Annotated in this window: 20 protein-coding genes; 10 read left to right on the forward strand and 10 right to left on the reverse strand. The window is 73.6% G+C overall.

Going from position 1 to position 18,035, the window contains the following annotated elements; genetic code table 11:
* Positions 1 to 142 precede the first annotated feature (142 nt).
* The 3 genes from AB0J24_RS09560 to AB0J24_RS09570 all read left to right on the forward strand — a co-directional run bounded on the left by AB0J24_RS09560 (position 143) and on the right by AB0J24_RS09570 (position 1,754).
* On the forward strand, positions 143 to 568 hold the full coding sequence (locus tag AB0J24_RS09560) for a VOC family protein (RefSeq protein WP_358678077.1): 426 nt from the start codon (positions 143 to 145) through the stop codon (positions 566 to 568).
* A gap of 126 nt (positions 569 to 694) precedes the next feature.
* On the forward strand, positions 695 to 1,111 hold the full coding sequence (locus tag AB0J24_RS09565; RefSeq protein WP_358678080.1) for a zf-HC2 domain-containing protein: 417 nt from the start codon (positions 695 to 697) through the stop codon (positions 1,109 to 1,111).
* Positions 1,112 to 1,259: 148 nt separating this feature from the next.
* Entirely contained in the window at positions 1,260 to 1,754 is a 495-nt protein-coding gene (locus tag AB0J24_RS09570; RefSeq protein ID WP_358678083.1) for a hypothetical protein, read from the forward strand.
* A 10-nt stretch (positions 1,755 to 1,764) separates the two neighbouring features.
* On the opposite strand, the gene AB0J24_RS09575 is transcribed toward AB0J24_RS09570, so the two are convergent.
* On the reverse strand, positions 1,765 to 2,202 hold the full coding sequence (locus AB0J24_RS09575; RefSeq protein WP_358678086.1) for an Lrp/AsnC family transcriptional regulator: 438 nt from the start codon (positions 2,200 to 2,202) through the stop codon (positions 1,765 to 1,767).
* 151 nt (positions 2,203 to 2,353) lie between these two features.
* On the opposite strand from AB0J24_RS09575, the gene AB0J24_RS09580 reads away from it, so the two are divergent.
* Positions 2,354 to 5,929 (forward strand): indolepyruvate ferredoxin oxidoreductase family protein, encoded by a 3,576-nt coding sequence (locus AB0J24_RS09580; RefSeq protein WP_358678089.1) that lies wholly within the window; start codon positions 2,354 to 2,356, stop codon positions 5,927 to 5,929.
* A 10-nt stretch (positions 5,930 to 5,939) separates the two neighbouring features.
* On the opposite strand, the gene AB0J24_RS09585 is transcribed toward AB0J24_RS09580, so the two are convergent.
* Positions 5,940 to 6,455, reverse strand: a complete 516-nt coding sequence (locus AB0J24_RS09585) for an isochorismatase family protein (protein WP_358678749.1) — start codon at positions 6,453 to 6,455, stop codon at positions 5,940 to 5,942.
* A gap of 38 nt (positions 6,456 to 6,493) precedes the next feature.
* On the opposite strand from AB0J24_RS09585, the gene ygiD reads away from it, so the two are divergent.
* Positions 6,494 to 7,288 (forward strand): 4,5-DOPA dioxygenase extradiol, encoded by a 795-nt coding sequence (gene ygiD, locus AB0J24_RS09590; protein ID WP_358678092.1) that lies wholly within the window; start codon positions 6,494 to 6,496, stop codon positions 7,286 to 7,288.
* Here ygiD and AB0J24_RS09595 read toward each other — a convergent pair.
* Positions 7,285 to 7,755 (reverse strand): MarR family transcriptional regulator, encoded by a 471-nt coding sequence (locus AB0J24_RS09595; protein ID WP_358678095.1) that lies wholly within the window; start codon positions 7,753 to 7,755, stop codon positions 7,285 to 7,287. The genes ygiD and AB0J24_RS09595 overlap by 4 nt on opposite strands.
* Before the next feature lie 38 nt (positions 7,756 to 7,793).
* On the opposite strand from AB0J24_RS09595, the gene AB0J24_RS09600 reads away from it, so the two are divergent.
* Together AB0J24_RS09600 and AB0J24_RS09605 are read left to right on the forward strand one after the other, a co-directional pair.
* On the forward strand, positions 7,794 to 8,186 hold the full coding sequence (locus AB0J24_RS09600; RefSeq protein WP_358678098.1) for a DUF5313 family protein: 393 nt from the start codon (positions 7,794 to 7,796) through the stop codon (positions 8,184 to 8,186).
* A 101-nt stretch (positions 8,187 to 8,287) separates the two neighbouring features.
* Positions 8,288 to 10,162 (forward strand): helix-turn-helix domain-containing protein, encoded by a 1,875-nt coding sequence (locus AB0J24_RS09605; RefSeq protein WP_358678100.1) that lies wholly within the window; start codon positions 8,288 to 8,290, stop codon positions 10,160 to 10,162.
* A gap of 13 nt (positions 10,163 to 10,175) precedes the next feature.
* On the opposite strand, the gene AB0J24_RS09610 is transcribed toward AB0J24_RS09605, so the two are convergent.
* The 4 genes from AB0J24_RS09610 to AB0J24_RS09625 all read right to left on the reverse strand — a co-directional run bounded on the left by AB0J24_RS09610 (position 10,176) and on the right by AB0J24_RS09625 (position 12,433).
* Positions 10,176 to 11,012 (reverse strand): CPBP family intramembrane glutamic endopeptidase, encoded by an 837-nt coding sequence (locus AB0J24_RS09610; RefSeq protein WP_358678103.1) that lies wholly within the window; start codon positions 11,010 to 11,012, stop codon positions 10,176 to 10,178.
* Positions 11,013 to 11,054: 42 nt separating this feature from the next.
* A complete protein-coding gene (locus AB0J24_RS09615) occupies positions 11,055 to 11,258 on the reverse strand; it encodes a hypothetical protein (protein ID WP_358678106.1) in 204 nt (67 codons plus the stop codon).
* Positions 11,255 to 11,530, reverse strand: coding sequence for a three-helix bundle dimerization domain-containing protein (locus AB0J24_RS09620; RefSeq protein ID WP_358678109.1), 276 nt, complete (start codon positions 11,528 to 11,530; stop codon positions 11,255 to 11,257). The genes AB0J24_RS09615 and AB0J24_RS09620 overlap by 4 nt, the downstream gene beginning before the upstream one ends.
* Positions 11,531 to 11,821: 291 nt before the next feature.
* Positions 11,822 to 12,433 (reverse strand): TetR/AcrR family transcriptional regulator, encoded by a 612-nt coding sequence (locus AB0J24_RS09625; RefSeq protein WP_358678112.1) that lies wholly within the window; start codon positions 12,431 to 12,433, stop codon positions 11,822 to 11,824.
* Between the two features lie 50 nt (positions 12,434 to 12,483).
* Here AB0J24_RS09625 and AB0J24_RS09630 point away from each other — a divergent pair, with 50 nt between their 5' ends.
* The gene (locus AB0J24_RS09630) at positions 12,484 to 12,993 is read left to right on the forward strand and encodes a nuclear transport factor 2 family protein (RefSeq protein ID WP_358678115.1); all 510 of its coding nucleotides are present in this window, start codon (positions 12,484 to 12,486) and stop codon (positions 12,991 to 12,993) included.
* Positions 12,994 to 13,123: 130 nt separating this feature from the next.
* Here the strand turns inward: AB0J24_RS09630 and AB0J24_RS09635 are convergent, their stop codons facing one another.
* From AB0J24_RS09635 to AB0J24_RS09645, 3 genes are read right to left on the reverse strand one after another with little or no spacing between them, the layout of a single operon-like run.
* A complete protein-coding gene (locus AB0J24_RS09635) occupies positions 13,124 to 14,266 on the reverse strand; it encodes a DUF418 domain-containing protein (RefSeq protein WP_358678118.1) in 1,143 nt (380 codons plus the stop codon).
* Positions 14,263 to 14,937: a response regulator transcription factor gene (locus AB0J24_RS09640; protein ID WP_358678121.1), complete on the reverse strand. Its 675-nt coding sequence runs from the start codon at positions 14,935 to 14,937 to the stop codon at positions 14,263 to 14,265. The genes AB0J24_RS09635 and AB0J24_RS09640 overlap by 4 nt, the downstream gene beginning before the upstream one ends.
* Complete coding sequence (locus AB0J24_RS09645; protein ID WP_358678124.1) at positions 14,934 to 16,061, reverse strand: histidine kinase; 1,128 nt, start codon at positions 16,059 to 16,061, stop codon at positions 14,934 to 14,936. Before AB0J24_RS09645 ends, AB0J24_RS09640 begins: the two co-directional genes overlap by 4 nt.
* 113 nt (positions 16,062 to 16,174) lie before the next feature.
* Between AB0J24_RS09645 and AB0J24_RS09650 the strand changes: the two genes are divergently transcribed.
* The gene (locus AB0J24_RS09650; RefSeq protein ID WP_358678127.1) at positions 16,175 to 17,107 is read left to right on the forward strand and encodes an ABC transporter ATP-binding protein; all 933 of its coding nucleotides are present in this window, start codon (positions 16,175 to 16,177) and stop codon (positions 17,105 to 17,107) included.
* A complete protein-coding gene (locus AB0J24_RS09655; RefSeq protein ID WP_358678129.1) occupies positions 17,104 to 17,883 on the forward strand; it encodes an ABC transporter permease in 780 nt (259 codons plus the stop codon). The genes AB0J24_RS09650 and AB0J24_RS09655 overlap by 4 nt, the downstream gene beginning before the upstream one ends.
* Positions 17,884 to 18,035: the final 152 nt, after the last annotated feature.

Here is an 18,035-nt window from a genome sequence, read left to right on the forward strand (position 1 = left end):
AGTAGGTCGCTGCCGACATTCAACGTGTATGGGGATGCCCCGAACCTTTCGGTTCGGGGCATTCCTGCGTTCCGGGGTCCGCACGACGCGCAGACAGAACACCGTCTGTATGATTTTCGAACCGTCGTCGTGAGAGGTCCACATGAGCGTCCCGGCCCGTCCGTGCTTCCACCTCGCCGTCCCGGTGGACGATCTGGCCGCCGCCCGCCGCTTCTACGGTGAGGTGCTCGGCCTGTCCGAGGGGCGCTCGTCGCAGAAATGGATCGACTGGAACTTCCACGGTCATCAGGTCGTCACACATCTCGCGCCGTCGTCGGCGTCGCCGATGCACAACCCGGTGGACGGACACGACGTTCCGGTTCCGCACTTCGGTCTCGTGCTGCCGGTCCCGGAGTTCCACGGGCTGGCGGAGCGTCTGCGCGGCGCCGGGATCCGGTTCGTCATCGAGCCGTACCAGCGGTTCGCCGGCGAACCGGGGGAGCAGTGGACGATGTTCCTGACCGACCCGGCGGGCAACAACCTGGAGTTCAAGGCGTTCGCCGACGAGTCCCAGATCTTCGCGACGTAGCCCGGCAGCGACGTCACCGGCGACGGCAGGCACGGCCGGTCGTGGCTCGCGGGCGGATCTCGCGGTGGGTGTCGGGTCCGCGGAGGCCTACGCCGGACGGGGGTCGGGTGGAACCGGACGGGTCTCATGAACGACAGTGATGGTATGGACTGTCAGCAGTGCCGCGACGTGGTGTCCGCGTCGTTGGACGACGAGGCCACCGCACAGGAGCAGGCCGACGCGGATGCACATCTGAACGGGTGCGAGGAATGCCGTCGTTACGCCGCCGGCGCCGAGCGGGTGACCCGGCTGGCCCGGGTGCGCCCGGCCGCGGACATGCCGGACGTCGTGACCCCGCTGCTCACCTCCCTGGGCATCGCGCTGCCGGATCCCCCGGAGCGTGCCGTGCCGGTCGCCCCGGAGCTGACCTGCCACAGCGGCGGCTGCTGCGCGCCACCGCCACCGGCCGCGGCGGGGCCGCGCTCGGCCTGCGGATGCGCGGCCACCTGCGCCTGCGGTTGCCAGGAGGGGGCCGCGTGCCGGTGCGGCACCCGCGCGGCCTGATCGGGCGGACACTCGCGCCGGGACGTCGGACGTGTGCTGGTACCCCGGGTGCCCCGGGGCAGCGCGTCCCCCGCTCGCCTGCGGCGGAGAGCGGAGGTGTCGGTAGGCTCCCCGCACAACAGCCCGGCGGAGTACAGGAGAGGACCGGATGAGCGAGCGGCGCACCTCCCGCACCGTCGTGGCCCCGGAGCTGTCCGACGAGCTGACCCGGATCGCGTGGCGGGTCGAGCGCTGGATCGACCCGGGGCCGGCGGCGGTCGTCGTGGGCGCTGCGGTCGCGGCGGTGTCGGCGTCGCTGCTGATGCCGTGGTCGGTCCGCGCCGACGGCTGGCAGATCCTCACCGGCCATGTCGACATGGGGCCGCTGCCGCGGCTGTTCACGGTCGTCGTGGTGGCCGGGCTCGTCGCCTCCGCGCTCGCGTTGTTCACCCGTTTCTGGCCTCTCGCCTGGGCCGCGGCCACCGCCTGCGGGATCGCGGCGCTGTCCGGGCTGTGGGCGGTCTGGTCCCGGCAGACGGCGGCCGGAGCCGACATCGGCCCGGGCCTGGTGGTGACGGCGCTCGCGGTCGGCGTCCTGTTCGTGACGTGGACCTGGATCGTGGTCGCGGCGGGCCCCCGCGCGGCGGCCGTGCGGGCAGGCTGAACGACGCGGCTCAGCCCCGGGTCCAGCGGCCCAGCACCATGAGGGTCCGGGTACCGGTGACGGTGCCACTGCGCCGGATCCGGTCGATCACCTCCTGCAGGTGCGTGAGATCGCGCACCCGGACCTGCACCAGCGCGTCCAGGTCCCCGGCGAGGGTGTACACGGCCTGGACCTCCGGCTGGCGGGCGGCCGACTCGACGATGTCGGAGATGCTCGCGGTACCGGCGTAGCGGATCTCGCTGAACGCCTCGACGGCCCAGCCGAGCTTCTTGTGGTCGACCTGCACGGTGAACCCGGTGATCACCCCGGACTCACGCATCCGGTCCACCCGGCGCTTCACCGCTGCAGTGGACAGCCCGACCGTGATGGCCATGTCGGCGAAGGTCCGACGGCCGTCCTCGTGCAGCAGCCGCAGCAGCGAGTGGTCGATCTCGTCGAGTTCCTGCATGCCGCCTCCACGCAACAAAACACCGCAGATCAGTCGGCAGGAGCATAGCTGTTGCGTATGAGGCGCGACTTTGCCGCCGCTCATTGCGCGGTGGTCGCTGTCACGTTGTCCTGGTCGTTGCCGCACCCCGACTCACCGAGGAGCCGCGTCCATGAACGGCCCGAACGACGCCCGCACCGCCACCACCACCGTGCTCGACGACAAGTACGTCTCCGACCGTGGCCGTGCCCCCATGACCGGGGTCCAGGCCCTCGTCCGGCTCACCCTGGAGCAGGCCCGGCTGGACGCGGCACGCGGGCTGGACACCGCATCCTTCGTCTCCGGGTACCAGGGGTCCCCGCTGGGCACCCTCGACGCCGAGCTCGGCCGTGCCGCCCGGCACCTCGAGCCGGCCCGGATCGTGTTCCGGCCGGGGCTCAACGAGGAGCTGGCCGCGACCGCCGTCGCCGGCACCCAGATGCTCGACGCCGTACCGGGACGCCGGCACGACGGCGTCGTCGGCTACTGGTACGGCAAGAACCCCGGGCTGGACCGGGCCGCGGACGCCGTCCGGCACGGCAACCTGGCCGGTACCGCGCGCCTCGGTGGCGCGGTCGCGATCATCGGTGACGACCCTTCGTGCAAGTCGTCCACCGTGCCCAGCTCCTGCGAGCCGATCGCGCAGAGCCTGTGCCTGCCGCTCCTCGCCCCCGGTTCGGTGTCCGAGGTCGTCGAGCTCGGGCTGCACGCCGTCGCACTGTCGCGGGCCACCGGTCTCTGGACCGGCCTGAAGATCATCGCCGATGTCGCCGACGCGTCGTCCACCGTCGACCTCGGTGCGCTGCGGCCCGAGCTGCTCGGGATCCCGCACCCGCCCGCCACCGACCGGGCCCAGGCCGGCGCGCTGGTCGGACCGGCCGCCGTGGACGCCGAGCACGACCTGCTCACCCGCCGGCTCGACCTGGCCCGCCAGTACGCCCGCGAGACCGGCCTGAACCGCATCACCTTCGACGCCCGGTCCCCCCGGCTGGGGGTCCTCGCCTCCGGGACCGGATACGCCACCGTGCTCCGCGCGCTGGACGACCTCGGGCTCGGCGAGGGGGACCTCGACGCGCTCGGCATCCGGCTGATCCGCCTCGCGATGCCGTTCCCGATCGACCGCGACGCCCTCGCGGAGCTGACCACCGGGCTCACCGAGGTCCTCGTCGTCGAGGACAAGGTCCCGTTCCTGGAGGGCCACCTGCGCGACGCCCTCTACGGCCGCGCCGAGCAGCCGGTGATCACCGGCCGCCGTGACGACCGGCAGCGGCCGCTGCTCACCGCCCGCGGCCAGCTGTCGGCCGAGGACGTCGCCCGGGCCCTCGCCGCCCGGCTCACCGCGCGCGGCGCGGAGCTGCCCGACCGCGCCCGCGCCCACCTCGACGCGCTCGCACCGCCGCGTCCGTCGCGGATCGAGCTGGGCCTGGCCAAGGCCGGTGACCTGGGAGCCCGGACGCCGTACTTCTGCTCCGGATGCCCGCACAACACCTCGACCCGGACCAGCGACGACACGCTGGTCGGAGTCGGCATCGGCTGCCACGCGATGATCGCGCTCGACGGCGGGCACCGCGGGCGCCAGATCGGCCTGACCCAGATGGGCGGCGAGGGCGCCCAGTGGTTCGGGCTGGCGCCCTTCACCGACGACCGCACCCTGGTGCAGAACCTCGGGGACGGGACCTTCCACCACTCCGGCTCACTGGCGATCCGGGCGGCCGTCGCCTCCGGGGTGACGATGACCTACAAGCTGCTCTACAACGACGCCGTCGCGATGACCGGCGGGCAACGGGCGGAGGGGCGGATGGACGTCCCGGCGATCACCCGATCGCTCGCGCTGGAGGGCGTGCAGCGGATCGTCGTCACCACCGACGAGCCGGCCCGCTACCGCGGCATCACCCTCGACCCCATCGCGACCGTGCGGCATCGCGACGACCTGCCCGCCGCCGAGGCGGAGCTGGCTGCCGTCGACGGCGTCACCGTCCTGATCCACGACGACCGGTGCGCGGCCGAGGAGCGCAGGTTGCGCAAGCGCGGGAAGCTCCCGACCCCGGCGGAGAAGGTCGTCATCAACGAGCGGGTCTGCGAGGGCTGCGGCGACTGCGGCGACAAGTCCACCTGCCTGTCGGTGCTGCCGGTGGACACCGAGTTCGGTCGCAAGACCCGGATCCACCAGCCGTCGTGCAACTCCGATCTGTCCTGCCTGAAGGGCGACTGCCCGTCGTTCCTCATGGTGGAGCCGGGGACACCGCGCCGGCGGGAGATCCCGGAGCTGCCGGTCGCCCTGACCGATCCGCAGCTGCGGGTAGGTGCCGACTCCACGGCCGGATCCACGGCCGGCTCCACGCTGATCCGGATGCCCGGGATCGGCGGTACCGGCGTCGTCACCGCCTCGGCGGTGCTGCAGATGGCCGCGCACCTCGACGGGTTGTGCGCGGCCGGGCTGGAACAGGTCGGACTCGCCCAGAAGGGCGGCCCGGTCGTGTCCGACGTCCGGATCTCCAAGGAGCCGGTCGACGGGATCCTGCGTGCCTCGCGGGGCACCGCCGACGTGCTGATCGGGATGGACCTGGTGGGCACGGCCACCGACGCCAACCTGGCGGTCGCCCGCCCCGGGCACACCGTCGCCGTCGTCAACACCTCGCTGGTGCCGACCGCGGCGATGGTCACCGGCCGGGTCGTGCTGCCCGGGTCCACCGACGACGCCGTCGACAAGATCGCGCGGAGCACCCGCGACCTGCTGACCGTCGACGCCCAGGCGATCTCCGAGGCGCTGTTCGACGACCACCTCCCGGCCAACATGCTGCTGCTCGGTGCCGCCTACCAGCACGGCGTGCTGCCGGTGTCGGAGAAGGCCCTGGAGGCAGCGATCCGGGTGAACGGAGCCGCCGTCGAGCGGACGCTGACCGCGTTCCGCTGGGGCCGCGCCGCTGCGATCGACCCCGCGGCGGTGCGGGCCGCGCTGGCCGGGCCGCAGCGGGCCGCCGTGGCCGTCGACGCGGACTCCGCGGCGCTCGCCGCATCGGTCGCCGCCGGGGCGGACCTCGAGGACGAGCTCGCCACCCGGATCGCCGACCTCACCGGCTACCAGGACGCCCGGTACGCGGGCCGCTACGCCGAGGAGGTCCGCCGGGTCGCCGCGATCGCGACCGCCCGCGCGGGCGAGGCCGCCGGCTGCCGGATCGCACGGGCCTACGCCCGCGGGCTGCACACGCTGATGGCCTACAAGGACGAGTACGAGGTCGCCCGGCTGCACCTGGACCCGGTCGAGGTGGCCCGCCGGGAGGAGGCGTACGGCCCGGACGCCCGGGTGTCGGTCATGCTGCACCCCCCGGTGCTGCGTGCGATGGGGATGAACCGCAAGATCCGGCTCGACGCCCGGGTGGCGGGGCCGGTGTTCCGGGCACTGCGCGCGGTGCGGCGGCTGCGCGGGACCGCGCTGGACGTCTTCGGGTACGCCGGGGTCCGCCGGGTCGAGCGCGACCTGATCGGCGAGTACCAGTCGCTGGTGCGCACCGCGCTGGAGGCACTCGGCGGCCCGGCCGACAGCGCCGGCGTCGGCACGAGGGGCGACGCCGGGACCGGCACCGTCGACACCGTGGTCGCCGTCGCGGAGACCGCCGGTCTGGTGCGCGGCTACGAGGACGTGAAGCTGGGCAACGTCGAGCGGTTCCGGGCGGAGGCGGCCGCGCTGCTGGGAAGCCTGCGCGGCTGACGGCGCGCGGTCACTTCAGGAGCTTCTGGACCTCGCGGAACCGTGGGTGGGTCGCGTCGCGCAGCCACTCGAACAGCACCATCTCCGAGGTGACGACCTCGGCGCCGGCGGCCCGCGCCCGGTCCAGGGCGGCGGCCCGGTCCTCCGGGTCCCGGGAGCCGACGGCGTCGGCGGCCAGCAGTACCCGGTGCCCGTCGGCCAGCAGGCGCAAGCTCGTCTGCAGGACGCAGATGTGCGCCTCCATCCCGGTCACCACGACCTCGGAGCGGCCGGGCGGCACCAGCCCGCCCGGATCCGCGCCGAACGACGACTTGTGCGTAACCAGGTGCGGGTAGCCGGCCAGCCGGTCGACGGTCGGGCCGAGCTTGTCCGGGACCTGCTCGGTGGCCAGCACCGGCACACCGAGCAGCGACGCGGCCTCGGCGATCCGGGCGGTCCGGTCGATCACCCGGTCGCCCTGGTGGATCGCGGGGGCCAGCCGCTGCTGGAGATCGACCAGGAGCAGGACGGCGGTGCCGGCGGTCATCAACACACCGGAGACGGTAGCGGCCGTAGAGTCGAGGTGTGACCCACGCCCTGATGCCGGCCGCGTTCTTCGGGCACGGCACCCCGATGAACGCGCTGGCGACCAACCGCTACACCGAGGCCTGGAAGGCGTTCGGCGCCGCGGTGCCGCGCCCACGGGCCATCCTGGTGGTCTCCGCGCACTGGTACGTCCAGGCCACCGCGGTCACGGTCATGCCACGGCCGCGCACCATCCACGACTTCTTCGGCTTCCCGCCCGAGCTGTTCGCGGTCCGGTACCCGGCGCCCGGTTCCCCCGAGCTGTACGACGAGATCGCCGAGATCGTGCGGCCCACCTGGGTGGGGGCGGACGCCGACAGCTGGGGCATCGACCACGGGACCTGGTCGGTGCTGGTGCACGCCTTCCCCGACGCGTCCGTCCCGGTGGTCCAGCTCTCGATCAACGCGAACGAGCCGCTCGACTACCACCTGGAGCTCGGCGCGAAGCTGGCCCGGTTGCGCGAGACCGGGGTGCTGATCGTCGCCAGCGGCAACGTGGTGCACAACCTCGGCGGGGTCGACCGGACGCGACCGGACTCCGGCTTCGACTGGGCCCGCCGGTTCGACGAGGCGGCGCAGGAGCTGATGCTCGACCGCCCGGCGGAGTTCGCGACGCTCGACGCGCACCGCGACTACCGGTTCGCGGTGCCGACCCCGGACCACTTCATCCCGGCGCTGTACCTGGCCGGGGTGGCGTCGGCCGACCGCGGTGAGCGGCCCGAGGTGCTGGTGGACGGCTACGCCTACGGTTCGCTGTCGATGACCGCCTACACCGTCGGGATGCCCCGGCCCTAGGGCGCCCGGCGCCGAGAGGCGCGGATCACCCGGTCCAGCACGGTGCGCAGGTCCTCCAGTTCGGACAGCGGCATCCCCAGTCGTTCGACGATCGCGGGCGGGATCTGCTCGGCCCGCGCCCGCAGCGCCTGCCCGGCGGCGGTGAGCGTGACCGCGAGGGCCCGCTCGTTGCCGGGGACCCGGCGCCGGTCGACCAGGCCGGCCGCCTCCAGTCGCTTGAGCAGCGGTGACAGCGTGCCCGGGTCGAGGGCGAGCTCCTCGGCCAGCTCGCCGACCGAGCGCGGTGAGCGCTCCCACAGCGCCAGCAGCACCAGGTACTGCGGGTGCGTCAGGCCCATCGGTTCGAGCAGCGGCCGGTACAGCGCGATCACGTTGCGCGCGGCGACCGCGAGCGCGAAGCAGACCTGCCGGTCCAGCCGGAGCAGGTCGTCCGCCTCACCCGTGGATGCGCTCGCCACGTCCGACATCGTACATTGTTGGGGCACCAAGAATTGGGGGTCCAACCGTGGATGAGCCGATCCGGCCCGGTCCGCTGCGCTGGCTGCTCTACGCCTTCGGTGCCGCGCTCCCGGCCCGGCACCACAGCTGGGTGCTCCGCGACGTGACCGCCCCGACCTGGCAGCTGCGCCACCTCGCCCGGGTCACCGTGCAGCTGCTGCCGATCGGTGTCGCGTTGTTCCTGCTGATCCCGGGCCCGGTCTACGTCAAGGCGCTGTCGGTACTGGCCGGGGCGCTGCTCGGCTACTTCTACTCGGTCGCCTACATGTACGAGTCGGCCGAGCACCGGGTGGCGAAGGCCGGTTACCCGATCGGTCACGCCGCCGCCGTGCGCGCCGCTGCCGACGAGGACGGCCGGGCCGCGGCACGGGAGCGCTACGAGCGCCGCTGGCGCAGCTGAGCGCCGAGAGGGGTACGCGCACACGCCACCTGCTCGACCTGCCGGACCTGCGCGGGAGGCCGGGGCTCGGCGGTTCGCCCACGCGCGGGCAGGATGACCGGGTGCGCACCGTCCTGGACCTGCTCCGGCTGCTCGCCGACCGGGCCGACGGCGCCGCGCCCGCCGAGGAGCTGGCGCGGGTCGCGGCCGAGCTGTCGGGCTCCGCTCCGGAGGCCGGCGCGCTCGCCCTGCGGGTCCGGGCCGCGATGGACGCGGGTCGCCGCCGCGAGTCCGAGCTGGCCGCACTCGTCGGGATCGCCAGGGACCTCGCGTCCGAGTCCGACACCGGGTCGGTGCTCGACACCATCGTCCGGGCGGCACGGACACTGCTCGGCACCGACGTCGCCTACCTGACGCTCTACGACGCCGGCCGCGGTGACACCTACATGCGAGTCACCTCGGGATCGGTGTCCCGCCGGTTCCAGACCCTGCGGCTCCCGCTGGGCGCAGGCCTCGGTGGTCTCGTCGCGGCCAGCCGCACCCCGCACTGGACCGGGCACTACGCGGGCGACGACCGATACCGGCACACCGACGAGATCGACAGGGCCGTCCGGGAGGAGGGCATCGTCGCGATCTGCGGCACCCCGTTGCTGGTCGACGACGAGTTCGTCGGCGTACTCTTCGCGGCCAACCGCTCGGCCCGCCCGTTCGGTGCCGACGACGCCGCGCTGCTCGGGTCGCTGGCCGCGCTGGCCGCCGTCTCGCTGGTGCAGGCTCGCCGGCTCACCGACACCGCCACCGCGCTGGAGGCCCTGCGCGGAGCACACGCCGCGATCGCCGAGGCGGCCGATGCGCACGACCGGTTCGCGGGCGTCGTGCTGGAGGGCGGCGACGTCGACGACATCGCCGAGGCACTCGGCAAGTTGCTCGGCTGCTGGGTGACCGTGCTGGACCCGGACGGAGCGCCGACCGCCCGCTACGGACCGGTGCCCGCCGGCCTGGACACCGCAGCGGTGCTGCGCCGGGCCGGGGACACCTCCGGCCGTCCGGTGGCCGTTCCGTGCGCCGGTGGTGCCTGGGTGACCCCGGTGATCGCCGGTGGGCAGCGACTGGGCACCCTGCTGCTCGGCGGGCTCGCCGAGCAGTCCGGTCGGCCGCCGCCCCCCGAACGGGTGCTGAGCCCCGGGCAGGTGCGGATCGTCGAGCGTGCCGCGATGGTCACCGCGCTCGTGCTGCTGCTCACCCAGCGCGCCGACGAGTCCGACCGGATCGACCGCGCCGACGCGATGGCCGAGCTCCTCGCCGCCGTGGAACCGCTCCCGGCGACGCTCGACCGGCTCGCCGCGCTGGGGGTGTCGCCCCGCCGCCCGCACGTCCTGCTGGTCTGCCGGACCGCACCGGCCCGCCGGCGGGCGCTGGCCCGGGAGGCGGCGGGCCTCGGTGGACGGTCCGGGCTGGTGGGGGAGCAGGACGGGGCGGTCGTCGTGCTGCTGCCCGGTGAGGACCCGGCCGCGGCCGGGGCCCGGCTGGCCCGTCCGGCGTCGGAACAGGACCCGGACGCCGCCGTGACCGTGGGCGCGGCCGGCCCGCTCCGCCCCGCCGACGGCGCCGGCCCGGCACTGGCCGAGGCCCGCCGGTCGGCGGAGGCGCTGCTCGCGCTGGACCGGGCGGGGGAGTCGGCGGCGGCCGCGGAGCTGGGATTCGCCGGCCTGCTGCTCGGCGAACGCCCGGACGTCGCCGGGTACGTGAGCGGGATCCTCGGCCCGGTCGCCGAGCACGACGAGCGCCGGGGCAGCGACCTGCTGCGGACCCTGGAGGCCTACTACGCGGCCGGTGCCAGCCCCACCCGCGCCGCCGGCGCGCTGCACGTGCACGTCAACACGGTGGCGCAGCGCCTGGACCGGATCGGCCGGTTGCTGGGGGAGGGCTGGCAGGAGCCGGAGCGGTCACTGGAACTGCAGCTCGCGCTCCGCCTGCACCGGCTCGGCCGGTCCTGACCGCTGCGTCCGGTCACCGGGGGCTGGTGACGAACACGTCGAACAGCGCCGGGTTGTAGGCGTGCACCAGGATCGCGAAGATGACGATGTCGAAGGTCAGGTGCACGGTCAGCACGTAGGTGAACGAGCGGGTGCGCTGGAAGATGTAGCCCTGCAGCAGCGCGAACGGGATCGTGAGCACCGGTCCCCAGCCGCGATAGCCCAGCTCCCAGAGGAACGCCACGAACACGGTCGCCTGCAACAGGTTCGCCTGCCAGAACGGGAAGTGGCGGCGGAGCAGCGCGAACACCGTGCAGATGAAGAACAGCTCGTCCCACAGCCCGACCGCGTTGACCCCGACGAACAGCCGGACGATCTCGTTCGTCGTGCTGATCTCCGGCCAGTTCTGGTACGCGCCGGTGCCGAGGAAGTACACCGGCAGGATCAGGTACCCGGCCACGACGACCAGTGCCAGGTAGCCGTACTCGAAGCCGCTCCAGCGCTTCCCGGTCATCACCGGGAAGCGGATGATGTCCTCGCCGAACCAGAGACGCGAGACCAGCAGCGGTACCAGCACGGCCAGCGAGAGCACCACGGTGAACCGGAGCATCCCGGCATCGCTGAGGTCGGCCTTCAGCGACATCGTGCTGATGATCACCAGGCCGGTGGCGATCAGCGCGAGGTGGCGCAGCAGCAACCGGTCGAGGGCGGCGGCCAGCCCCAGCCCTGCGAGGATCAGCAGGTAGCCGGCCGGGCGGTGTTCGAAGCCGAACAGGGCCACCGCGGAGACGGAGACCAGCGCCGCCGCCGCGAGACGACCGGTGGCCGATCGGTCGGTGTCGCTGGTGTCGGTCCTCGCCCCGGCGCTCACCCGCTCAGCATGGAGGGGCCGGGCCGGAACGGACAAGCCGGGTCAGTCCGTGGGCTCCGCGTCGACACCGGTGCCGGACTCGCCGTCGACCGGTCCGGGCTCGGCCTGCGAATCCTCGGTGCGGTGCTCGTCGCGCCGGTCGTGATCGGTGTTCCGGCCCAGGACGCGTTCCTCGAGCTCGTCCAGGGCACGCACCGGATCGACCGGGGTGTGTGCGCCGTCGCGCGGGTCCTCGTGCGATGTCACGTTGCCGGCGTACCCGTACCGGCGGCCCGGCATGCCTGCTGTGACACCGGTCCGTCCGGATCTGCGACCGGACGGTCGTCCCGGGCGTCCGCCGTCAGCCGCGCTCTGGCCAGCCGCTCGACGAGCTCGGGCAGCGCACCCACCGGGCTGCCCCGAAGGTCCTCGCACGCCTCGCGAACGGCCGCGGCGACGGCCTCCGGACAGGTGCCGGGCCCCAGCTCGGTCAGCAGCCGGGTGATCGCGTCGGTGGCACGGGCGAGGTCCGGATTCACCGTCGGCGCCGATCGGCGTCCCGCCGGCTGAACCCGCCACCTGCTCCCGCGAACCGCCCGACCGCCCGCATCGCCGCCTCCGCCCGTCCGAAGATCCCCGCGGACCGGGATACCCGGATCGCGGCGGATCATGCACGGGCCAGCGGGTCGGCACAGGCGCGGTGCGCAAGTGCTGAACCGCGTCGACACGCGGTCGCAGGTGTCGGAGGGCGGTACCTGCCTCAGCACCGTCGTCGATCGCTGCCGTCGCCGACCAGGTGGCCGGGGTGGCAGGTATCGAGGCTCAGTGGATCACTCCGGCGGGTCGGACGGTGAGCCGGTACCGGCGTCGCCGGTACGCGGTCGAATCGACTCGACCAGCATGCGCACGAGTTGGTCCACACCGACCTGCCAGCTCTCCTTGGGCAGATGCCCGCTGTTCTCCATGCCGGCGATGCCGTGCGCACTCGCCATCAACAGCGCGGCGTAGCGGGGGGCGCTCGAGCGGCCGACCACGTCGGCGACGACGGCGAGGAACAGGTCCTCCACCCGGCTGGCCGCCTCGGCGGCGTCCGGAGTGCTCGCCGGTGTGCTGAACATCAGCGCGTACAGGTGCGGTTGCCTGCGGCAGACCTCGATCAGCGTCAGGACCGCACGCTCGAGCCGGGTGTCCACGGAGAGGGTGTCGTCCGCCCGTAGTCGTTCCGCCGCGTCGGCCAGCGAGCTCCACGCGTCGACGGCGAGCTGGGTGAGTAGGTGCTCCTTGCTCGGGAAGTGCCCGTAGGGCGCCCCGCGCGACACACCGGCGCGGGCACCCACCGCCCGCAGTGTCACTGCGTCGGGCCCTCCCTCGTCGAGCAGCTCCGACGCGGCACGGATCAGGGAGCGACGGGTCGCTGCGGCTGTTTCGGCTCGGCTCACCATATCGGCCATTCTAGTTGACATAGTCACATGAGACGGGGACAGTAGCTCGTATGACACAGTCACACGAAATTCGGGTCGACGCCGCGGCCCTGGGGCGCCTGCTGGACCGGGCCGAGATCAGCGAGGTCCAGACCCGCTACGCGACCGGCACCGACTTCCACGACTGGGACCTGTTCCGCAGCTGCTTCACCGAGCAGGTCGAGATCGACTTCAGCGACGGCTTCGGGCAGCCCGTCGTCCACCTCTCGGCCGACGAGTGGGTGATGAGCACCGCTCCGCGGATGGAGTCCTTCACCGCCACCCAGCACATGATCACCAACCACGTCATCACCTTCGCCGGCGACGACCGGGCGACCTGCGTCGCCTATGTCCGAGCCAGCCACCACCTGCCCAATCCCACCGGTGACAGCGACCAGACCGTCTACGGCTACTACACCAACCGCTTCGAACGAACCGCGGACGGCTGGCGCATCGCGAGGGTGAAGCTGACACCCCTGTGGATGACCGGCAACTTCGGCATCTTCATGACCGCTCTGAGCGCCGCCACCCCCTCCGCCTGAGCCCCCCTGAACCGCGACGGGATCGGCTGCTGTGGCCGAGCGGCCATACCTACGCCGCGTGTCGTCGCAGCTCAGCGCCCGGTCACCGGGACTCTGCCGAACCCTGTGCGCGGGCCCGCGAGGCGGTGATTCAACCGCGCGCGGGGACCGCGGGCCCGGGCAGCCCCCGGCGGACCAGCCTGCGCAGCAGGGCGTCCACCGGACCGGGCCGGTCGAACCGCTCCAGCCCGGTCGCCACCAGCACCGACACCGACCAGGCGAGAACCGCGGCCAACGCGGCCCCTGCCTCACCGGTCCCGGCACCGAACCCGAGGAACGCCTGTGACAGCAGCCCGACCAGCAGGAACGACTGCAGCAGGTAGCAGGTGAGGGAACGCCGCCCGGCGGCGGCGAGCGGGCGCAGCGGCGGCGGCAGGCTGCCGTTGCGCAGCCGCGCGCCGAGCAGGCCGAACGCGGCCGCGTAGCCCAGTCCACCCCCCAGACCGGAGAGGATCTGCAGCAGCGTCGCGGCCGGTGCGAAGCCGGCGGGCAGTAGGTCCTGCTCCACCAGCACCAGCGGCACCGCGGCCAGCACCGCCATCGGGATGCCGATCCACGCCGTCCGGCGCAGCAACCCGGCGTACCGGCCGGCGTCCTCCAGGATTCGGTGCCGCCCGGCGAGCACCCCGATCAGCAACGCGACCAGCACCGGCCACACCACGACGTTGGACACCACCGCCACCAGCCACACGACCAGCCGGACGACCAGCCCCTCGACGTCGTGCCCCAGCATGCCGGGTGCGTAGGGCCCGCTCGCGCCGTCGTCCACCCCGCCGAGGGCGAACAGCACGATCGCGACGCTGTTGAACGCGAGCAGCAGGTACCCGGCCCGGCGGATCGCCGCGTCCGGGCGGAACACCAGCCCGGCGACCAGCAGCAGCGCCAGCCCGTACGCACCGAGGATCTCGATCGGCGCGACCAGCAGCGCGTGCACCAGCCCGAACACCAGCAGCCAGCGTCCGCGACGCCGGATCGAGCGGCGCGCGTCCCGCTCGGACACCCCGGACGCCCGCAACCGGGTCACGCTGAGCACCAGCCCGTAGCCGAGCAGCGCGGCGAACATCGGGTAGGCCCGGCTGTCCACCAGCAGTGTCGACCCGACCGCGACCACCGTGTCCGCGAGCGAGGGGGCCGGCGGGGTGCCGGTCAGGTAGAGGGGGGCGTGCGCGAGCACGATCAGCAGCAGCATCGCGCCGCGTGCCAGGTCGGGTGCGACCATCCTGGGTGAGCTCACCGGGTGTCCTCCGGTCCGTGTGGTGGATCGAGCAGGCCGTGGTGCAGCGCGCGCAGCACGGCCCGGGTGCGGTCCCGGGTACCGAGCTTTCCCAGCACGCTGGAGACGTGGTTCTTGACGGTGCCCTCGGCGAGGAACAGCACCTGCGCGATCTCCCGGTTCGCGTATCCGCCCGCGAGCAGCCGCAGCACCTCCAGCTCGCGCTCGGAGAGCTGCTGGATCGGCACGTCGTCGTCGGGCGGGGCAGGGCTCTCGCGGACCGCGCGCAGCAACCGCTCGGTGATCGCCGGGCTGATCAACGTGCCGCCGTCGGCGAGCGTGCGGACCGCGCCGACCAACTGCTCCAGGGTGACGTCCTTGAGCAGGTAGCCGCGAGCACCGGCGCGCAGCGCCCGCAGCACCAGCTCGTCGTCGTCGAAGGTGGTGAGGACCAGCACCGGGACGTCGAGCCCGCGGGTGCGCAGCTCGTCGAGCGCCCAGAGGCCGTCGTGGCGGGGCATCCGCAGGTCCAGCAGGACGACGTCCGGTGCGTGCTCGGCGACCGCGGCGACTCCTTCCGCGCCGTCGGACGCCTCGGCGACGACCTCGATGTCACCGGGGATGTCGAGCAGTCCGCGGATCCCGTGCCGGACGAGCGTCTGGTCGTCGACCAGACAGACCCGGATGCTCATGGCAGCACCGCCGTCACCGCGAAGCCGCGCGGTGCGGCCGGGCCGAAGTCGACGGTCCCGCCGAACGCACCGGTCCGCTCGGCGAGCCCCCGCAGGCCGTTGCCCGGGACGACCTCGCCGCGCGTGCCGCGACCGTCGTCGCGGGCGTGCAACCGCAGTCCACCCGTCGGCGCCGGGTCGATCTCGATCCACACGTTCGCCGCGTCGGCGTGCCGGATCGCGTTGGTGAGGATCTCCTGCACGCAGCGGATCACGGCCACGGTGTGCTCCTCGTCGGTCTCGAGGTCCTCGGGGACGCTCAGGTGCACCCGCGGCCGGGGCAGCTCCGCGGTGATCCGCTGCAGCGTCCCGGTCAGGTCGGGGGCCCGTCTGCGCAGCTCGCCGACGGTCGAGCGGACGTCGGCGAGCAGGTCCCTGGCGATGCCGCGGGCCCGGTCGACGTGCTCGGCGTTGTCCTCGCGGTGGGTGGCGATCTCCAGCTCCAGGGTGAGCGCGGTGAGCTGGTGCCCGACGAGATCGTGCAGCTCGCGGGAGATCCGCAGCCGTTCCTCGGCCCGGCTGGTCTCGGCGAGCGCGGCGCCGGCCGCGGCCAGCTCGGCGTGCGCCTCGGCCAGCTGTGCCCGGGACCGCTCCTCCCGGTGCAGACCCACCAGCAGCAGCACCGACGACAGCTGCAGCATCAGGTAGATCGCACCGGCGGTCAGCGAGCCGGCGAGGCTCTGGTCGCCGCCCAGCATCCCGACGGCCACGACGACGGCGCAGTTCAGCAGCACGATCGCCCCGGTCACCCGGAACGGCACGTGGTAGACCGACAGCGCGGCGGTGAACACCAGCAGGATCGGCAGCCACCCGAAGGCCGGTGCGAGCAGCACCAGGGTGGCGGCCGCCGCGACCATGAGCGCCAGCAGCCAGCGGCTCGCGACCGGTCCGACCCATTCGTCCAGCCAGCCGCCGAGGATCAGCGCGGCCAGGAAGACCGCGTAGATCGACCACCACAGCCACGGCGGTCCCAGCGGCCGGCCGCCGTCCGGGGCGAGCTGCTCGAGCGCCATCGGCACGGCCAGGATGAGGCAGAGCGCGGTCATGATCATCCCGGCGACGACGTTCGGGTCGATCCTGCGCATACCGGGCACAGTAGACCGGCGTGCCGGGCGCTCCCGAGTGCCGGAAGTCATGGCCGCCGGTCACGACGTCCGGCACTCACGACGGACCCCGGGCACGTCGCATGGTGGGTGCCATGGACGCGATCGAGGTGCACGACCTGCACAAACGCTACGGGGACCGGGTGGCGGTCGACGGCGTCGGATTCACCGTCCGGGCCGGATCGGTGACCGGCGTGCTCGGCCCGAACGGGGCCGGGAAGACCACCACCGTCGAGTGCGTCGCCGGCCTGCGGCGCCCGGACCGCGGCACCGTCCGGGTGCTCGGGCTCGATCCGTGGCGGGACCGGCGTGCGGTGCGGGCGGTGCTCGGCGTGCAGCTGCAGGAGGCGGCGCTGCACGACATGCTCACCGCGGTCGAGCTGGTCCGGTTGCACCGTTCGCTGCACCGCAGCGGCCGCGACCCCGCCGACCTGCTCGACGCGGTCGGGTTGACCGAGCAGGCCCGGACCCGGTTCGACCGGCTCTCCGGCGGCCAGCAGCAGCGGCTGTCGGTGGCGCTGGCCCTGGTCGGGGCGCCGCGGGTGGTGATCCTCGACGAGCTGACCACGGGGCTCGACCCGCGCTCGCGGGACGCGATCCTGGAGGTGGTGCGGGAGCTCGCCGCCGACGGCGTCACGGTGCTGCTGGTGACCCACCGGACCGACGAGATCGAGCGGCTCTGCGACCGGGTGCTGCTGCTCGACGCCGGCCGGGTGGTCGCCGACTCGACACCGGCCGGGCTGGTCGAGCAGGCCGGCCTGGCGCAGCGGGTGCGGTTCCGGACGTCCGGGGGGTACGACCGGACGGCGCTGCTGCACCTGCCCGGTGTCGGTGAGGTGCAGCGGGTGGGGGAGGAGATCACCGTCTCCGGGACGGGGGACCTGCTCGGGCCGGTCGGGGCCGAGCTGGTGCGCCAGGGCGTCGTCGCCACCGGACTGCGCGAGGAGCGCCCGAGCCTCGACGACGCGTTCCTGGAACTGACCGGACGCCGGCTGGAGACCGGCCGGGACACGGAGGTGCTGGTGTGACCACGACCCACGGGAACCGGGCGACCGGGACGCCGCTCGCCGGGTGGCTCGCACTGGTCGGCGCCGAGGCGCGGATGGTGGCCCGGGACACCGCCGGACTGATCGTCCCGTTCGCCCTGCCGCTGCTGATCCTGACGATGGTCGGGCTGACCATGCCGGACGTCGGGCCGGAGGCGCTCGACGGGCGGACCCCGCTGGAGGTCGCCGGCATCCCGATCGCCGCGGCGACGGTGCTGGGCCTGATCGGTGTGGTCAACGTGCCGAGCTTCCTGGCGGCCTACCGGCGCACCGGGGTGCTGCGCAGGCTCGGTGTCACCCCGGCCGGGGCGGTGCCGGTGCTGGTCGCCCAGACGGTCGTCGGGCTGGCCCAGGCGCTGGCCGGGATCGGGCTGGCGCTGGGGGTCGCCGTGCTCGGTTTCGGCGCCGGGATGCCGACGTCGCCGTGGGTGGCCGCCGGGGGGCTGCTGCTGGCGACGGCCGCGTTCTTCGCGCTCGGCGCGCTGGTCGCCGCGCTGGCCCCGACCACGAACTCGGTGCTCGCGATCGGGCTGGTGATCTTCCTGGGTACCGGCGCGGTGGGCGGGATGTTCGGTGACCCGTCCGCGTTGCCCGGCCCGCTCGCCGAGATCGGGAAGGTGCTGCCGTTCGGCGCGACGGTGCAGGTGCTGGGAGCCGCCTGGCGGGGAGTGCCCCCGGAGCTCGGCTCGGTGCTCGGGCTCGCGGTCACCGCGCTCGTCGCCGCGGCCGGGGCGGCCCGCTGGTTCCGCTGGGGGTGAGCGGGGCGAGCGGGATCCGGGTCCGGCCGTCACGAGGGGGACGGCCGGACCCGCGCATTTTGTGCACCGGGACCGAACCCGGCTCGCAGCTTCGTCCCCGGGACCGAAGGAACGTGATCGCGATCTCCCTACCGTCGTCGACGTCCGTCAGA

This window comes from Pseudonocardia sp. NPDC049635, from assembly GCF_040659795.1.
Classification (GTDB): Bacteria; Actinomycetota; Actinomycetes; order Mycobacteriales; family Pseudonocardiaceae; genus Pseudonocardia.